Raw genomic sequence first — 15679 nt, forward strand, 5'->3', positions numbered from 1 at the left:
CCTCAGTGCTTCGCGTCGGCGCTGCGTGGAGGCGCCGGTTCCTTCGCGGCGCGGCGGCGCTGGGCGCGCTCGTGCACCTGCTTGAACTGGAGCGACAGCTCCGCGAGTTCCTCGTCCGTGGCGTGCTCCAGGTCCGTGAAGAAGTTCCGGGCATGCCGCTGCGAGCGGATGAGCTCGTCCAGCTTGAGGTGGATGGCCCTCGCATCCCGGTTCTGGGTGGCCTGGATGACGAACACCATCAGGAAGGTGATGACCGTCGTCGCCGTGTTGATGACGAGCTGCCAGGTGTCGCTGAAGTGGAACAGCGGCCCCGACACCAACCACAGGACCACCACCGCGACCGCCAGGAGCAACGCCTGGATGGAGCCCACGCGCTCGGACACGCCCTGGGCGAACTTGTGGAAGCGCTCGTGCATCCCCCGAAAGGTGCTCACGAGCGGGAGGGATGGCTTGGCCGCTCGGATGCCTGCCCGTCCCCCGGGGGACTACTGCGTCGCCGAGGCGCCCGCGGTCGGGATGGCGGCGGTGACGGTGCGCTGCTTGGGCCAGAAGCGCGCGTCATGCACGTCGTCCAACGAGGCGATGCGCTTCTTCGTGCGCGCGTCGTAGACGCGGGCGTGGGCCTCCGCGCTCACCAGGAGCAGCGCGCCCCTCACCCGCACGGCCACCACCTCCGTGGGGGGCAGCGACAGGGACTCGGGCTCCAACAGGCGGTCCTCCGACTCCCACCGCAAGGGCAGCATCAACACCGGCAGCTCCGTCGCCGCGCGCCAGGCGAACAGCGGCCCACCATGCGTCTCCAGCGAGACCCAGGCGCCGTACTCGGTATGGCCCTTGTCCTTCACCACCGCGTCCAGGCGCACCGCGTCTTCACTGCCCTCGGAGAGCTCCGTCGAGACGGGGTCGTCCGGGTCCGTGCCGTCGGTGGAGGACACCAGCTGGCTCGCGGTGGCCAGCGCGCTCGTGCCCGGCGCGTCCTCGGTCTCGTACACCGTGGCGACCGACTCGATGCGCTTCCACGTCTCTCCTTCACGGCGGTACGCGTGGGCCAGCCCTGGGCTGCTGCCCTCCATCTCCGGCACCATCAGCTTGCGGCCGTCGACGACGAAGAACTCCTCGCCGCGCTCCTCCTTGCGCGCCAGCCCCTCGAGCTGGGAGACGAGCGCCACCACCTGGCCTCGCGCGTCGAAGCCGACCGTGTCCGTGAGGCCCTCGGCGGGCAGCGGCAGTGGGACACCCTGGGCGGAGTCGAAGTCCACCTTCCAGGCGCGCGGCTGCACGCTGTTGTTGCCCCGGTCCATCAGGACGCCCTGCTTGCCGTCCGGGCTCCACGCCAGGCTGACCCGCGCGCAGGGAGCCTCCACGGTGGTCAGGGCCTTGCGTATGCCCGTGGTCTCCTGCCGCAGCCAAGTACAGCCCGCCGGCGCCGCGTCCTGGAGGAGCGACAGCGAGAAGGCGGGCAAGGGCTCGGGGGCGGGCTTGGGCGCCGCGGGCGTCTCGGGGACGGGGTCCTGTGACTTCTTGCAAGCGCCACCCATCAGCAGGGTGCCGAGGAAGAACGCGGGGCCGAGATGGCGGAGCATGGAGGCTCTCCGGTGCGGGGTTCGTTCACACCATCGCAGAACGGCCGGAGTGGGAGGAAGTCACCCTCGGAGTAGAGGGCGATGAAGTTTCCGATAGCCCACTCGCGCATGGGTGCCATTCACCCCGCTCCCCGCGTCACGACGCGTCGCTTCCGGGAGGAACTCAGACGAGCCAACCGCTCTCGTCGAGGAACAGGGCCTCGGTGAACATCGCGTCGTCCTCTTCCTGCTCGGCCTGCGCGTTGTCGAGGTAGAGGCTCTCGCCGTCCTTGACGATGTGCAACACCCGAAGGTCCTCGCGGGCTTGGGGCGCCAGGGTGAGCGGATTGTCGGAGAGCACGACGAAGTTGGCGCGCTGGCCGGGCTCGAGCGTGCCCTGGGGTTGGGGCTCGACATCGCCGGAGGCCGCGGCGTCGGTGGTGGTGGGGTCATCGACGATGGCGGGAATCATGGTGCCGCCCCGCAGCGAGACGACCTCGGTGTCGGGGCCGCGCAGCGCGAGGATGTCGGCGCGGGTGCCCACGGCGAGGATGCGACCGGCCTGGAGGGCGATGGCCTCGGCGGTGGGCTGTTGGTCGTTCATGGTGAGGAGGGTGCCACCCTCGAAGATGCGGTCCGCGGGCTGGGTGGGGCTCATGGCGTGGGCTCGGGAGAGGAGGTTGCTCCTGGAAGGTGTTGTCTCGCGCGGAGCACGTCCACCCGAGCGTGAGGTGTCGCGCCGTCGCCCGAGAGGTTGCCCGCTGTGATGGGGGTGCCGTGCGGCCAGTCCCTGGGTCTGCCGGCGTGTGTTGCTCGTGACGGGGGGCGTCCCCACGCTGCGGGTGGGGTGGAGCGCTGACGGGCCGCCTCGCGCATGCCATGTCACTCGACCTGACGGAACCCAATGTCCAGGAGCAGGTCATCTCGCTGGGGACGCTGGTGGCGGACCTGCTCGGCGTGTTCTCCGGCTCGGTGCTGGGCGCGCTGTTGGCCGAGCGTCGGAAGATGGACCTGATGGGCTTCCTCGTCCTGGGCCTGGTGTCGGGCGTGGGCGGCGGCATCCTTCGCGACACGCTGTTGCAGGTGGGGCCTCCGCTGGTGTTGGTGAAGCCGGCGTATCTGGTCGCGGCGTTCACGGGGGCGTTCGCGGCGTTCCTCTTCGAGCTGCGGCACGGGCCGACGGTGAAGCTCTTGTCGGCGCTGGACGCGCTGACGCTCGGCTCGTTCGCGGTGGCGGGCACGCAGCGCACGCTGGAGGTGGGGCTCAGTCCGGGGACGGCGGTGTTGATTGGCATCATCACCGCGGCGGGGGGCGGCATCATCCGCGACGTGCTCATCCGGCGCACGCCCACGGTGATGAGACCGGAGCCCGGGTACTACGCCATCGCCGCGCTCGCGGCGAGCCTGGTGTGTCTGGCGCTCTCGCTCACGGGGCACCGGCGTCTGGCGTTGGTGGCGGGCATGGCGGTGGGCGCGCTGGTGCGCCTCATCTCCGTGCGGCGCGGGTGGCGGCTGCCGGTGAAGCGCTCGCGGCAGCCTCCCAGGAAGGGTGATGACTTCGGTGGACCTCCGGACCGCGAGGAGTGGGTGAAGCCGTGAGATGACGGCTCAGGGCTTCTTCTTCTCGTTCTCGCGGAGGACCTCGGCGGGGAGGTTGCGTCGGAAGGGACGCAGCAGCGCCGAGACGACGGGCGCGAGGGGGATGGGCAGGGCGACGAGGATGAGGATGAAGACGAGTCGAAGCGCGCGACGGAGAGGTCGCGCCACGGCGCACGCGACGTCGCGTGCCCGCGTCAGAAACCGGGACATGGGTGCTCCTGGGACGTGAGTGGGCTCTTCCGGAAAGGGACTCCGGAAGGACTCAGTGCAGGAGCGACCGATGGAGCAGGAAGCGTCGAGCGGTGCGGCGGGGTGGCTCGGGCGCCCGTGGCTCGGTGCCGCCAACCGGGGCGATGATGAAGGGCGCGGGGCCCGCGAGGTGCCGCGCGTAACGCACCAGCTCGGGCGCGCTGTGGACAGTGGTGGAGCCACCGGCCTGGACGGCGGCGGCCACCGGGCGCGCGGGCGGCTGCGCCATGGCCCCCGTCCCCACGAGCGTCAGACTGGCGAGGACCAGTCGGAGCCAGCGCAGGAGACGGTGGGAGGGCCGATACATTCGAGGTGAACCTAGCCAGGGGCTGGCGCGAGTCAACGGGTGCGGCGTGCCCGGTCGGCCCCACCCGTGTGCGCGGGGTGGGGCCGTTGAATCCATGCCCGCGGGCTACTCGGTGTACAGCTCCGCGGAGGAGTACAGCTCGGGCTCCTCCTGGCTGGAGCCGCCCACCACGAGCACCTGGCCGTTGATGAGGCGCGTGGCGGTGTGACCCTGCGTCGCCTGGTCATTGCCCACCACGTACAGCTGCCAGAACGCCTGCGGGTCGTAGACCTCCGTCACGCCGCCAATCTGGTTGCGCGTGCCGCGCGCGACGAGCACCTTGCCCGACGGCAGCAGCGTCAGGGAGTGGCCCATGCGGCGCTCCTCGGTGGCGTAGGACGTGTACTCCCACTCGTTGTCCTCCGGCCAGAACAGCCAGGCGCCGCTCGCATACTGGCCCTGCTCCTGACCGACGACCAGCACCGCGCCCTGGTTCAGCAGGACGGCCGCGTGCCCGTAGAACGCGGGCGCCGCCGCGGCGGTGCTCCACGTGCCCGTGCTCACGTTGTAGACCTCGGCCGCGCCGACGACGCCGTCGTCGTTGACCGCCAGCACGTTGCCGGAAGGCAGCCGCGTGAGGCTGGTGCGGCCCGCCACCACGGACGTGGAGCCCGTCGCCGTCCACGTGCCCGTCGCCGGGTCATACAGCTCCGCGCTCTTCAGCGCCGTCGCCCCGAAGCCGCCGAACACCAGCACCTTGCCGGTCGACAGCACCACCGCCTTGTGGTTCCGCCGCGCCGTGGCCAGGCTGCCCGTGGCGCTCCACGTGTTCGTCGAGGGGTTGTACAGCTCCGCGCTCGCCAGCGTGCCCGCGCCCTGGCCGCCCACCACGAGCACCTTGCCCGAGGACAGGAGCGTCGCCGTGTGGTTCGAGCGCGTCTGGCTCATCGTCGCCGTCGCCGCCCAGGTGTTGGTGTTGGGGTTGTACGTCTCCGTCGACGCCGACACCGTGCCCCAGCCGCTGCCACCCGTGACGAGCACATTGCCCGTCGGCAGCCGCGTCGCCGTGTGGTACGCGCGCACCTGGCTCATCGACGCCGCCGCGGACCAGGGCGAGGTGAAGGCCGCCCGCGCCTCGGTGCGCGGCGCCTCGGCCACCGCCGTGGTGGCGCCCGTCATCGTCGCCAGTGCTCCGCAAAGTCCCAGGCCCAGCCACGTCTTCGCTGTGGTTGCTCGTGTCATCCGTTCCTCGTGGTGAATGGTGAGGCCCGCATTGTGACGGGGGGGACCGACGCTCCGTGCGGTCTTCCACGTCAACTCCGCGTGACGGCGGCATAACAGTCACTCGATTGCATTGGAAATACGGTGTAGATGTGTGCATCTGGTTCTACAGGTGGGTCCGTGGCAGCCTGCGCGCGTGACGGAGCCCCTGTTCGATGACCTGCTGGGCCTCGCGTGCTTCGCGCGCGTGGTGGAGCACCGCTCGTTCACCCGGGCCGCGGGGGTGCTCGGGGTGTCCAAGTCGGTGGTGAGCGCGCGCATCTCCCGCCTGGAGTCCCGGGTCGGGGAGCGGCTGCTCATCCGCACCACCCGCAAGCTCTCCGTCACGGATGCGGGCATGGGTGTGTACGCGCATGCCGCGCGTCTGCTGGAGGAGGCGGGAGCCGCCACGCGAGGGGCCTCCGACGCGGGGCGGGGGAGCCTGCGCATCAACGCGCCCATCAGCTTCGCGCAGATGTACCTCGCCCGTCCCCTGGCGCGCTTCCTCGCGGCCCACCCGGGGGCTTCGGTGGAGGTGATGTTGAGCGACAGGCTCGTGGACCTGGTCGAGGAGCGGGTGGACGTCGCCCTGCGAATCACGCGCCTGCGCGATTCGAACCTCGTGGCCCGCAAGCTCGCGACCACCGCGCTGTGTGTCTGCGCGGCGCCTGCCTACCTGAAACGCAAGGGGACACCCCGCAGGCCCGAGGACCTGTCGGGCCACGCGTGCCTGCGCTACGCGCACCTGCGCGTCGAGGACGAGTGGCGCTTCCATGGCCCCCGGGGGCGCATCCCCGTGTCCGTGAGCGGGCCGCTGACGGTGGCCAACGGGACCTTGCTGCGCGAGGCGGTGGCGGAGGGCATCGGCCTCGCGGTGCTGCCGCGCTTCATGGTGGACGAGGAGCTGCGCTCGGGGCGGCTCGTCACCGTCCTGGACGACTTCATGCCGAGGCCCGTGGGCATCCACGCTGTCCACGCGGCGGGGCGCTCCCCCGCGCCGCTGGTGCGCGCCCTGCTCGATGTGCTGGCCGCGGAGTTTCGCTCCCCGCGCTGGGGCTGAGCCTCCTGGCGCGCAGATGCCCGAGTGCTGAGCCGAGCAGGGCTCCTGACTGGCGCGCTCCGCTCCACGCACCCGGGCTGTGAGCCTTCGCGCGTGGGCGTCCGAGCTTTGAACAGGCCCTCAAGCCGACCTCGGAAGTTCGTTCCGATGGATGCGCCGAGCAGCGCCCCGCACCAACGAGCTTCGCGTGCTGGGGCTGTGCCTGCTCACGCTCCGGTCTCCTGAGCGCTGAAGCAGGCGCACCGACGCACAAGATTGTCCTGCGAGCAGAACGATTCGTTCTCGACACGGACCTTCCCCCGGAGCCGCCAGGCGCGCATTCCATGTCGCGTCAGCTCAGCCGTCTTCCGGAGGTCGTCATGCTCGGCAACGCATCACATCCTGGTTCATCCGCCCTCGCCGCCACCGTGCTTCGTGTGTCCCTGGGCGCGGTGTTCCTGGCCCACGCGGGCGCCAAGTGGTTCCTCTTCACCCTCGAGGGCACCGCCCGGTTCTTCGTGGCCCATGGCTTCCCCGGTTGGATGGCCACGCCGGTGTTCGCGATGGAGTTGCTCGGCGGCCTCGCGCTCATCGCGGGTCTGCGGGTCCGCCTCGTGTCACTGGGGCTCCTGCCCATGATGCTCGGCGCCTTCGCGTCGCACGCCTCCCTGGGCTGGATGTTCACCAACCCGGGTGGAGGCTGGGAGTACGTCGCCTTCCTCATCATGGCGCTCGTCGCCCAGGCCCTCCTCGGCAGCGGCGCCTTCGCCGTGGACGGTGCCCTCGCGCGAAGCGTCACCCGGCCTCACGGCTCGGTCGCCCAGACCTCCACCTCGTGAGCGCGCGCCCGCGCCAGCCCGTCTCCAATCACGACCGAGTAGGGCGGCCTCGCCGGCTCCAGGGCCCGCACCTCCCTCGGCAAGCGCTCACGCTCACGACGCGCATACTCCCGCGCCTCGGCGAGTGACGCCACGGCCCCGGGCACGCGCTGGCCCGCGCGCATCACCGGCCGCAACAGGGGCCGTCCGTGCGCCGCGTCTCCCCGCCGCACCAGCAGGTCGCGCCTCGCCACGCCGTCCTCCTCCTGCCGATACACCTGCTTCGCTCCGGGCAGCAGCGCCTTGCCCGCGGACAACTTCACCCGCGCCCGGCCCGCGTACTCCACCAGCTTGTAGGCCATGTCCAACGAGGGCGCGTCCGCGGACACGCCCATCGCGGTGCCCACGCCGAAGCCGTCGATGGGCGCACCGCGCGCGAGCAGCCCCGCCACCTGCTCCTCGTCCAGCCCCCCACTGGCCACCAGCCGCACCCGCTGCAGGCCCGCCTCGTCGAGCAGCTCCCGCGCCGCCAACGACAGCGCGAGCAAGTCCCCCGAGTCGAGCCTCAGCGCGCGCACGCGGAACTCCTCACCCCGCTCGCGCGCCAGCCGGATGACGTGCTGGATGCCCCGCAGCGTGTCGTAGGTGTCCACCAACAGCGTCGCGTCCGGATACACGCGCGTGAAGGCGCGGAACGCCTCCAGCTCATCGTCGTGCGACTGCACGTAGCTGTGCGCCATCGTGCCCGCGAGCGGAATCCCATACCGCTTCCCCGCGAGCACGTTCGACGTCGAGTCCACCCCCGCCAGATACGCCGCGCGCGCCACCTTCAGCCCCGTGTCCGCGCCGTGGATGCGCCGCAGCCCGAACTCCATCACCGGCCTGCCTCGCGCCGCCTCCACCACCCGCGAGGCCTTGGACGCCGCGAGCGTCTGCAGATGCACCGGGTTGAGCAGGTACGTCTCCACCAGCTGCGCCTCGGGCAGCGGCGCCCGCACCTCCAACAGCGGCTCCTGCGCGAAGACTGGCGTGCCCTCCGGCATCGCGTCCACGTCGCCACTGAAGCGGAAGCGCTCCAACCAACGCAGCAGCCGGTCCGAGAAGCGGCCCGTCGACTCGAGCCACGCCAGGTCCTCGGACTCGAAGCGCAAGTCCTCGAGCGTCCGGAGCGCGTCCTCCAGCCCCGCGGCCACCAGGTAGTTGCGCTGGCGAGGAAGGCGCCGCGCGAAGAGGCTGAACACCCCCTCGTCCCACTGGCCCTCGGCCAGGTACGCCTCCGTCATCGTCAGCTGGTAGAGGTCCGTCAGCAGCGCGGCCTCGGACACCATGTCGACTCCCCTCATGTGCTCATGTGCGGGCCCCGACGGGTGATGGCCGAGGCGCGGTCCACGCGCGAATGCACGACTCAGGCCGTCACGCCCGCGCCTCCCTGCGCCGACGTCGCGCCCGCCACCCAGCGCTCCAGCTCCGGCTTCGGCATCACCCCGCTGCGCCGCGCCACCTCGCGCCCGCCCTGGAACACCACGAAGGTAGGGATGCCCTGCACGCCGAGCGCGCTCGCGGAGCGCGGGTTCTGTTCCGTGTCGAGCTTGAGCACGAGCAGCCGCCCCGCCTGAGCCCGGCCCACCGCGTCCAGGATGGGGGCCGCCGCGCGACACGGCGCGCACCACGGCGCCCACAGGTCCAACAGGATGGGCACCGGCGAGGCCAGCACCGCCCGGTCCAGCCCCTCGCCGTCCACCTCCTGCGGCGCGCCCGACAAATCCAGCGCCCGGTGACACCGGCCACACTCGGGGTTTCCCGAGGGTCGGGGCTCTCTCACGCGATTGAACGCACCACAGGCCGCGCAGCGGAACATGACGCCTCCTTCTCGGAGTCTCTGTTGGGAAGGTAGGCCGCGCGGGCTCCTGGCGCGTCCCCCCCATGCTCGGGGCCCCGCCTGCTCGCCCGGCACGGTGCCTTGGCTTTTTTGCGTCCTTTTTCGCGCATGCGCAGCTTTTTCGCGGCCCTTCATCGCGCCCGGGCCACGAGGAAGACATGGTGTGGGCGTTGCAGCGGGAGCACCAGCGCGACGGGCACCCGGTCCGTCGGCGGGAGGGCAGGCATGCGACTGGCCGTATTCGACACCCATCGCTACGACCGGACCGCGTTGGAGGAAGCCAACGCGGACTTCGGCCATGCGCTGACCTTCCTGGAGCCCCGCCTCACGGCGCAGACCGCGCGGCTGGCGGAGGGCTTCCACGCGGTGTGCTCGTTCGTGAATGACCGCGTGGACGCGGCCACGCTGGAGCTTTTGCGCACGTGCGGCGTGCGGCTCGTGGCCACGCGCTCCGCGGGCTACAACCACGTCGACCTGGAGGCCGCGCGGCGGCTGGACGTGCGGGTGACGCGCGTGCCGGAGTACTCACCGCACGCGGTGGCCGAGCACGCGGTGACGCTGGTGCTCTGCCTCAACCGCCACATCCCCCGCGCCTTCGCGCGCGTGCGCGACTGGAACTTCTCGCTCGACGGGCTGGTGGGCTTCGACCTCGCGGGCAAGACGGTGGGCATCGCCGGCACGGGCCGCATCGGCCGCGTCGCGGCGCGCATCTTCCGGGGCTTCGGCTGCGACGTCGTCTGCTTCGACGCGGCGCCCGACGTGGCCTTCGCGCGCGAGGTGGGCGCCCGCTACGTGACGCTGGAGGAGCTCTACTCCGTCAGCGACGTCATCTCGCTGCACGTGCCGCTGACGCCGGGCACCCACCACATGGTGGACGCCAAGGCGCTGTCGCGGATGAAGCGGGGCGTGGTGCTGGTGAACACGGGCCGGGGCGCGCTCATCGACAGCCGCGCGCTCATCGACGCGCTCAAGTCGGGCCACATCGGCGCGGCGGGACTGGACGTGTACGAGGAGGAGGAGGGCGTCTTCTTCCAGGACCTCTCCGGCCAGGTGCTCCAGGACGACGTGCTGGCGCGGCTGCTCACCTTCCCGAATGTGCTGGTCACCTCGCATCAAGCCTTCCTCACGCGCGAGGCGCTGGGCAGAATCGCCCACACCACGCTCGCGAGCGTCCGGGCCTTCGAGCGCGGCGAGCCCCTGGTCAACGAGGTGCGCGTGGAGCAGGTGCGGCCCGCGTGAACCCCATCCCGTAGCCGACTCGAGGAGGAGTCATCCATGTCCATCGTCTGCGCCACCAACTTCTCCGATGCCGCGCGCCGCGCATGTGATGTCGCCGCCGAGCTGGCCCGGAAGGCGAACGTGCCGCTGTTCCTGGTGCACGTGCTCAACCCCAACTCCGCGCGGGCCTTCGGTCCCGCGCTGCTCCAGGCGGCCGAGGCGGCGCTGGGCGACGAGGCGAAGCGGCTGTCCCAGAAGGGCGCGCGCGTGGAGCAGGAGATGCGCACCGGCGAGCCCTCCGCCGAGGTCGCCGACGTGGCCCGTCAGCGCCTGGCCACGCTCGTGGTGGCCGCCTCGCCCAGCAAGGAGGCCCCGTTCCTGGGCGTCGGCGGGACGGTGGACCGGCTGGCGCAGTCGCTGGAGGTGCCGCTGCTCGCCGTGCAGGACGCGAGCGCCATGGAGGCGTGGGCGCAGGGGCAGCGGCCGCTCAAGGTGGTGCTGGGCGTGGACCGCTCGCTGCCGTACGAGGCCGCGCGCGAGTGGGTGCGCGCCCTGGGCGTGTGGGGACCGCTGGAGGTGGTGGGCGCGCGCGTGGTGTGGCCGGATGAGGAGTACCGGCGGCTGGGCTTGCCGCGGCCGATGGAGCTGGCCGAGGTGACGCCGGAGCTGCGCGCGGTGCTGGACAAGGAGACGCAGGTCCTGGTGACGCCGCTGGGGGCGCAGGGCGTGAAGGTGCGCACGGTGCTGGAGCCGTCCCTGGGCCGCGTCGCGGACCACCTGGTGGAGCTGGCCGCGCGCGAGCAGGCGGACCTGCTGGTGGTGGGCACGCACCACCGCCGGGCGCTGGGGCGGATGTGGAGCGTGTCCCACAACGCGCTGAGGCTGGCGCGGGTGTCGGTGGCCTGCATCCCCTCGCAGGCGATGGCGCCGGGAGTGGACGCGCCCCTGCCGTCGTTCCGCGAGGTCATGGTGGCCACGGACTTCTCCGAGACGGGCAACCACGCGGTGGCGCACGCCTTCGGCCTGGTGCCTCCGGGGGGCAAGGTCTACCTGGTGTCGGTGGCGGAGCTGGGCTCGCAGGTGGACACCGAGCGCGGCCGGCTGATGGCGCTGGTGCCGCGCGAGGCGGAGGCCACCGGACGGCGCGCGCAGGCGGAGGTCATCATGGACGCCCAGGACGTGGTCACCGCGCTGGTGCAGACGGCGGAGCGGCTGGGCGTGGACGCGGTGGTGATGGGGACCCACGGGCGCACGGGGCTCAAGCGCGCGCTGCTCGGCTCCACGACGCAGGCGGTGCTGTCGCGCACCTCGCGGCCGGTGTTGCTGGTGCGGCCGCCCACCGTGTGAAAGCGGACGCTCCCCGCGCGGGCCCGCTCACCCGGAGGGCGGGCCCTCGTACGACGCGTCGAAGTGTTGACCCGAGGATGGCCGGGTGGCTCCAGCAGGTTGGCGGCACGCCAATGCATTGGAGTCAGGCCCTCTTCCTGGGTGGGATGGTGGTAGGTGTCCTCGTCCCTTTACCCTGGAAAGGACCTGACCATGGCCGTCACGCTGCCCCCTCTTCCCTACGCCCATGACGCCCTCGCTCCGCACATGAGCAAGGAGACGTTGGAGTACCACCACGACAAGCACCACGCGGCGTACGTGACCAACCTCAACAAGCTGCTGGACGGCAAGGCCGAGGCCAACAAGTCCCTGGAGGAGATCATCCTCAGCAGCGACGGCGGCGTGTTCAACAACGCGGCCCAGGTCTGGAACCACACCTTCTTCTGGAACTGCATGAAGCCCAAGGGCGGCGGGCTGCCCACGGGTGAGCTGCTGGCGGCCATCGAGCGCGACTTCGGCTCCTTCGACAAGTTCAAGGAGGAGTTCTCCACCGCGGCCGCCACGCAGTTCGGCTCCGGCTGGGCGTGGCTGGTGCTGGACAAGAACAAGCTGGCCATCACCAAGACGAGCAACGCGGACCTGCCGATGAAGCACGGCCAGAAGGCGCTGCTCACCATCGATGTGTGGGAGCACGCGTACTACATCGACTTCCGCAACGCGCGGCCCAAGTTCATCGAGACCTTCCTCACGCACCTGGTCAACTGGGACTTCGTGGCGGACAACCTCCTCAAGAAGGGCTGAGGTTTCCACCGGGGGGTGGCTTTCCAAGGCGGGCTGTCATTGGGTTGAATGACAGCCATGGCCCTTGTCGCCCCCCGTTGGTCGTCCCGCCGCCACAGCCGGGGCGTGACGAAAGCCCTGGTGCTCGTGGCGCTCTGTCTGGTGATGGGCGCCGCGGGCGGGGTGTTCGTGCTGAAGCAACGCGGGTCGTTTGGCGAGGGCTCCGACCCGGCCACCGCGCGGTCCCCCATCGTGTGGTGTGAGGGTTTGCCGGTGGAGCGCTGCGGGCAGCATCCGCTCGACTGCCGCGTCTCGGCCTACTGCGATGGCGTGAAGTTCTGCAAGACGGTGACGGCGCGGCCCCCGGGCGAACTCTGCGAGGCGGTCGGCGAGCGTCCCCAGGACCTTCAGGGAGGGGTTGCCGGGGCGACCCCGTCCACGGTGATGGCGGAGGACCCGGTGATGGACGCGGTGCTCCGCTCGGACGGGTTCCGGCTGGATGAACTCGTCGCCTCCGGGCGCTCCGTCAACCTGCCGGGCGGGTCCAAGGCCACGCGGAACCTCTCGCCGCTGATGGCGGCGGCCGAGAAGGGCGATGTGGCCATCACCCGGCTGTTGCTCTTGGTGGGGGCGGACCCCTCGCTGCGGGTGCCCCGGCACGCGGAGGCCTGGCCTCCTCTGGGATGGACCGCGCGGTGCTTCGCTCGTTTCCAGGACGCGGACGCGGTGGAGCAGGGGCTCGCGGGCCAGCGCGCCGCGGAGGAGGAGCGGTGCCTGCGGGAGGCGGACCTCCTGTCGGCGTTCCGGAGCCGGGACTCCACGCGGGCCCTCTCGCTGAGCCGCGAGCTGCGCGGGAGCCTGCAGGTCCGGGTGCTCGCGCGGGCCGCGGAGCTCTCCCTCAAGCACCGCAGCGCCTTGTTGATGCGCGCGGCGGTGGGCGCGGGTTGGGTTCCGCCCAGTGGAGAGGACGCCAGCTTCGAGCGCTGGCCCGCCTACCGGGCGCTGCTCAACCGGGACCTGCAGAGCGTGGAGGTCCTGGTGGAGGCCGGGGCGCGGTGGCCGCCGCTCGCGGAGCTGGCCCGGCTGGGACATGAGGACCTGGTGCGGCGCTCGCTCGACGCGGGGGCGGACCCGAATGCCCAACTGCCCCGGCTGCCCACGCCGCTCGTGTCGGCGGTGCAGTCGGGGAGCAGCGAGATTGTCGCCGTGCTGCTCGAGAAGGGCGCCGACGCGAACCTGCCGAGCCGGGGGGATGTGATGCCCCTGGCCGCTGCGTTGAACCGCCCGGGGAGCGCTCCCGCGGATGAGGACATCGTGCGGCGGTTGCTGGAGGCGAACGCGAACCCCGGCACGGCGGGGAAGCCAGGCGCCCTGCTGTACGCGGCGACGGGCGCCTGTCGTCCGGGCATGGTTCCCCTGGTGCTGCGCCATGGGGCTGGCTGGGACAAGGAGACCCAGGGCGCGTTCCTGTACCTGTCGGCCCTGGACGCCCGCGACTGTCCGGACACCTCGAAGCTGGAGGTGCTCCAGGCCCTGCTCGCGGCGGGTGTCACCCTGAGCGCGCGGGATGCGGAGCGCCACGATGCGCGCTGGCGCGAAGCGGTCCTCCATCCGCCCTTCGCGGCGGTGTTGCGTCAGGCGGGGCTCGTGCTCGCGCCCGTTCCCCCCAAGCCGGTGCACGAGAAGCACCTGCTCAACTTCGCCCCCTCCAAGGCGCCTTCGGCGAGGAACAACGCCACGTCTTCCGACGCGCCGTGAGGTCCGCTCAGAAGGCGATGCCCGTCTGGATTTGCGGCCCGAAGCTGACGCCGCTGTCGCCCGGCGCGCCCGTGAAGAACAGGGGCAGGTCCAGCTCGAGGAACCACTTGAGGTGCTCGGTGATGGGGAAGGGCTTCACGACGATGGGCACGACGCCCAGGTTGAACGGCTGGCCCGCGCCCACCTGCATGGCCAGGCGCACGCCGGCGGTGAAGCCGCCGAAGTTGTAGAGCAGGCCCGGGTCCACCACGAAGCTGGTGCCCACCCGCGCCGGCTCGCCGTCCTTCTCGAAGTCCCAGCGGCTGAAGGCGATGAACTCGAAGTCCAGCGTCCACTGCTCGGTGAGCTTCAGCGAGATGCCGGGCGTCAGGCCCAGGGAGAAGAAGTCCCCACCGATGACCGTGGTGTCCTCGTCGGTGATGCTGAGCACCGGCAGCGCGAAGCCCACGTGGCCACCCAGCCGCGGATACATGGCCGCCATGCCGGAGCCGCCCGTCCCACGGGACTCCTCGCGGTGACGGCGGTGCTTCTTGTCCTTCTTGAGCGAGTACCCGGAGCTGGGGCGCCAGTCCTCGCCCGCCTGCTCGGTGGCCTGCGCGCTCCAGGGCGCGAACGACGCGAGCAGCCCGCCCAGCCCCACCATGCCTCGCCAACCCAGCCGACTCCCCATGCTGTCATCCCCCTCGTGACACTTCGCCCTACCTCGACACGCCGGAGGGTGGGGAGCCCCTCAAGTCGGGACAAGCCGGCTGGGACTGGGGGACAAGGGGCGCGTCGGGTTCTGGTGGGCCTCAGGGCAGCTCGCAGTCGAGGAAGTCCTTCTCGAAGACAGGGCCCAGCAGCATCCGCTTGCCGGAGATGGCGGCGGTGGCGGTCCCGGAGGTCTGCTGGCCGTCGTCGAGGAAGACCTCCGTCACCTTCATGTCCGCGTCGGTGCCGGACAGGCGCAGCACCTGTGCGGGCGCGCGGGCCTTGCCGGTGGTGTCGCCCGCATAGGCGGCGAAGTCGAGCAGCTTCGGATGGGCGGCGACCCAGAGGTTGCCCGCGGCGTCGAGCTCGATGTTGTCCGGGCCGGTGTCCAGCGCGAGCGAGTGGCGCAGCGTCAGCGCACCCGTCTCCACGTCGCGTGAGTAGCTGTTCAGCGTGCGGCCCACGGCCTGCGCCAGATACACCGTGGCCCCGTCGTGCGAGCGATTGATGCCATTGGCGTACGTCGTGCCCTCGATGACCTTCTTGAAGCCCCGGCCGTCGAAGTAGAGGACGTTGCCCTGGCCCAGCTGGAGGTAGTCCTCGAGCGTCTGCCAGATGCCCGGCGGGTTGCCGTGGTCGTTCGTCACGTAGAAGCGCTCGGCGTCCACGGCGACGACGTCGTTGGGCGAGACGAGCTCGGCGCCCTCCCGGGTGGCGCGGTGGACGAGCAGGCCATCGGGGCCCACCTCGAAGCGCTCGATGGTGTTGCGGTGGCCCGGGAGGTGGTTCACGACGAAGAGCGTCTGCGCGCCGGTGGTGGGGTCCACGTACAGGCTGATGCCGTGGGGCTGGAACGTGCCCTGGAAGCTCCCGGTGAGCAGCACGGGCGGCGTGTCGCCGTTCAATGTGTAGCGGTAGAGGTCGCCCCGGACCGCGGTGCCGGCCGCCATCGCCGCGCGGCGGTCATGCGAGGACACATAGGCGTACTCGCCGCTCGGATGGAAGGTGATGTCCTCCGCGCCGGGCATGCCCGGCACCGGCTTGCACTTGCCGGGCGCGTGGGGGGCAATCGTACGGAACTGTCCCGCGTCTCTCATGGTCTTGAGTGCGAAACCCGCGAGTAGTACGCACAGCACACCCACAACCATCAGGAGTTTCTTCATGGGGATTGGGAATCCGGGCGGAGGAACCCCGCAGGCTATCATGGCGTGGTGG

17 protein-coding genes are annotated in these 15679 nt (G+C 71.2%); 7 read left to right on the plus strand and 10 right to left on the minus strand.

Annotation, left to right across the window (positions count from 1 at the left end):
- Positions 1–2: 2 nt before the first annotated feature.
- From LXT21_RS28785 to LXT21_RS28795, 3 genes are all read right to left on the minus strand, one after another.
- A complete protein-coding gene (locus LXT21_RS28785) occupies positions 3–416 on the minus strand; it encodes a low affinity iron permease family protein (protein ID WP_254041400.1) in 414 nt (137 codons plus the stop codon).
- A gap of 69 nt (positions 417–485) precedes the next feature.
- A complete protein-coding gene (locus tag LXT21_RS28790) occupies positions 486–1583 on the minus strand; it encodes a hypothetical protein (RefSeq protein ID WP_254041401.1) in 1098 nt (365 codons plus the stop codon).
- A gap of 163 nt (positions 1584–1746) precedes the next feature.
- Positions 1747–2220, minus strand: coding sequence for an amidohydrolase family protein (locus LXT21_RS28795; protein ID WP_254041402.1), 474 nt, complete (start codon positions 2218–2220; stop codon positions 1747–1749).
- A gap of 221 nt (positions 2221–2441) precedes the next feature.
- Between LXT21_RS28795 and LXT21_RS28800 the strand changes: the two genes are divergently transcribed.
- Positions 2442–3161 (plus strand): trimeric intracellular cation channel family protein, encoded by a 720-nt coding sequence (locus LXT21_RS28800; RefSeq protein ID WP_254041403.1) that lies wholly within the window; start codon positions 2442–2444, stop codon positions 3159–3161.
- A gap of 9 nt (positions 3162–3170) precedes the next feature.
- Here the strand turns inward: LXT21_RS28800 and LXT21_RS28805 are convergent, their stop codons facing one another.
- The 3 genes from LXT21_RS28805 to LXT21_RS28815 all read right to left on the minus strand — a co-directional run bounded on the left by LXT21_RS28805 (position 3171) and on the right by LXT21_RS28815 (position 4938).
- Positions 3171–3371 (minus strand): hypothetical protein, encoded by a 201-nt coding sequence (locus LXT21_RS28805; protein WP_254041404.1) that lies wholly within the window; start codon positions 3369–3371, stop codon positions 3171–3173.
- A gap of 52 nt (positions 3372–3423) precedes the next feature.
- Positions 3424–3717, minus strand: a complete 294-nt coding sequence (locus tag LXT21_RS28810) for a hypothetical protein (RefSeq protein WP_254041405.1) — start codon at positions 3715–3717, stop codon at positions 3424–3426.
- A 105-nt stretch (positions 3718–3822) separates the two neighbouring features.
- Positions 3823–4938 (minus strand): Kelch repeat-containing protein, encoded by a 1116-nt coding sequence (locus LXT21_RS28815; protein WP_254041406.1) that lies wholly within the window; start codon positions 4936–4938, stop codon positions 3823–3825.
- A gap of 175 nt (positions 4939–5113) precedes the next feature.
- Between LXT21_RS28815 and LXT21_RS28820 the strand changes: the two genes are divergently transcribed.
- Together LXT21_RS28820 and LXT21_RS28825 are read left to right on the plus strand one after the other, a co-directional pair.
- On the plus strand, positions 5114–6016 hold the full coding sequence (locus tag LXT21_RS28820) for a LysR family transcriptional regulator (protein ID WP_254041407.1): 903 nt from the start codon (positions 5114–5116) through the stop codon (positions 6014–6016).
- A gap of 323 nt (positions 6017–6339) precedes the next feature.
- Positions 6340–6834: a DoxX family protein gene (locus LXT21_RS28825; protein ID WP_254041408.1), complete on the plus strand. Its 495-nt coding sequence runs from the start codon at positions 6340–6342 to the stop codon at positions 6832–6834.
- On the opposite strand, the gene LXT21_RS28830 is transcribed toward LXT21_RS28825, so the two are convergent.
- Both LXT21_RS28830 and LXT21_RS28835 read right to left on the minus strand, forming a co-directional pair.
- A complete protein-coding gene (locus tag LXT21_RS28830) occupies positions 6801–8156 on the minus strand; it encodes a nicotinate phosphoribosyltransferase (protein ID WP_254041409.1) in 1356 nt (451 codons plus the stop codon). The two genes, LXT21_RS28825 and LXT21_RS28830, sit on opposite strands and share 34 nt — an antisense overlap.
- A gap of 62 nt (positions 8157–8218) precedes the next feature.
- Positions 8219–8671, minus strand: coding sequence for a thioredoxin family protein (locus tag LXT21_RS28835; protein WP_254041410.1), 453 nt, complete (start codon positions 8669–8671; stop codon positions 8219–8221).
- 246 nt (positions 8672–8917) lie between these two features.
- Here LXT21_RS28835 and LXT21_RS28840 point away from each other — a divergent pair, with 246 nt between their 5' ends.
- The 4 genes from LXT21_RS28840 (at position 8918) to LXT21_RS28855 (ending at position 13774) form a co-directional block, all read left to right on the plus strand.
- Positions 8918–9931 carry a 2-hydroxyacid dehydrogenase gene (locus LXT21_RS28840; RefSeq protein WP_254041411.1) on the plus strand — a complete coding sequence of 338 codons (1014 nt, stop codon included), beginning with the start codon at positions 8918–8920 and terminating at the stop codon, positions 9929–9931.
- 36 nt (positions 9932–9967) lie between these two features.
- A complete protein-coding gene (locus LXT21_RS28845) occupies positions 9968–11257 on the plus strand; it encodes a universal stress protein (RefSeq protein ID WP_254041412.1) in 1290 nt (429 codons plus the stop codon).
- A gap of 192 nt (positions 11258–11449) precedes the next feature.
- Entirely contained in the window at positions 11450–12037 is a 588-nt protein-coding gene (locus tag LXT21_RS28850; protein ID WP_254041413.1) for a superoxide dismutase, read from the plus strand.
- 57 nt (positions 12038–12094) lie between these two features.
- Entirely contained in the window at positions 12095–13774 is a 1680-nt protein-coding gene (locus LXT21_RS28855; RefSeq protein ID WP_254041414.1) for an ankyrin repeat domain-containing protein, read from the plus strand.
- A gap of 7 nt (positions 13775–13781) precedes the next feature.
- Here LXT21_RS28855 and LXT21_RS28860 read toward each other — a convergent pair whose 3' ends face one another.
- Positions 13782–14444, minus strand: coding sequence for a hypothetical protein (locus tag LXT21_RS28860; protein ID WP_254041415.1), 663 nt, complete (start codon positions 14442–14444; stop codon positions 13782–13784).
- Between the two features lie 121 nt (positions 14445–14565).
- Positions 14566–15627: a strictosidine synthase family protein gene (locus tag LXT21_RS28865; protein WP_254041416.1), complete on the minus strand. Its 1062-nt coding sequence runs from the start codon at positions 15625–15627 to the stop codon at positions 14566–14568.
- Positions 15628–15679 lie beyond the last annotated feature (52 nt).

This window comes from Myxococcus guangdongensis, from assembly GCF_024198255.1.
Classification (GTDB): Bacteria; Myxococcota; Myxococcia; order Myxococcales; family Myxococcaceae; genus Myxococcus; species Myxococcus guangdongensis.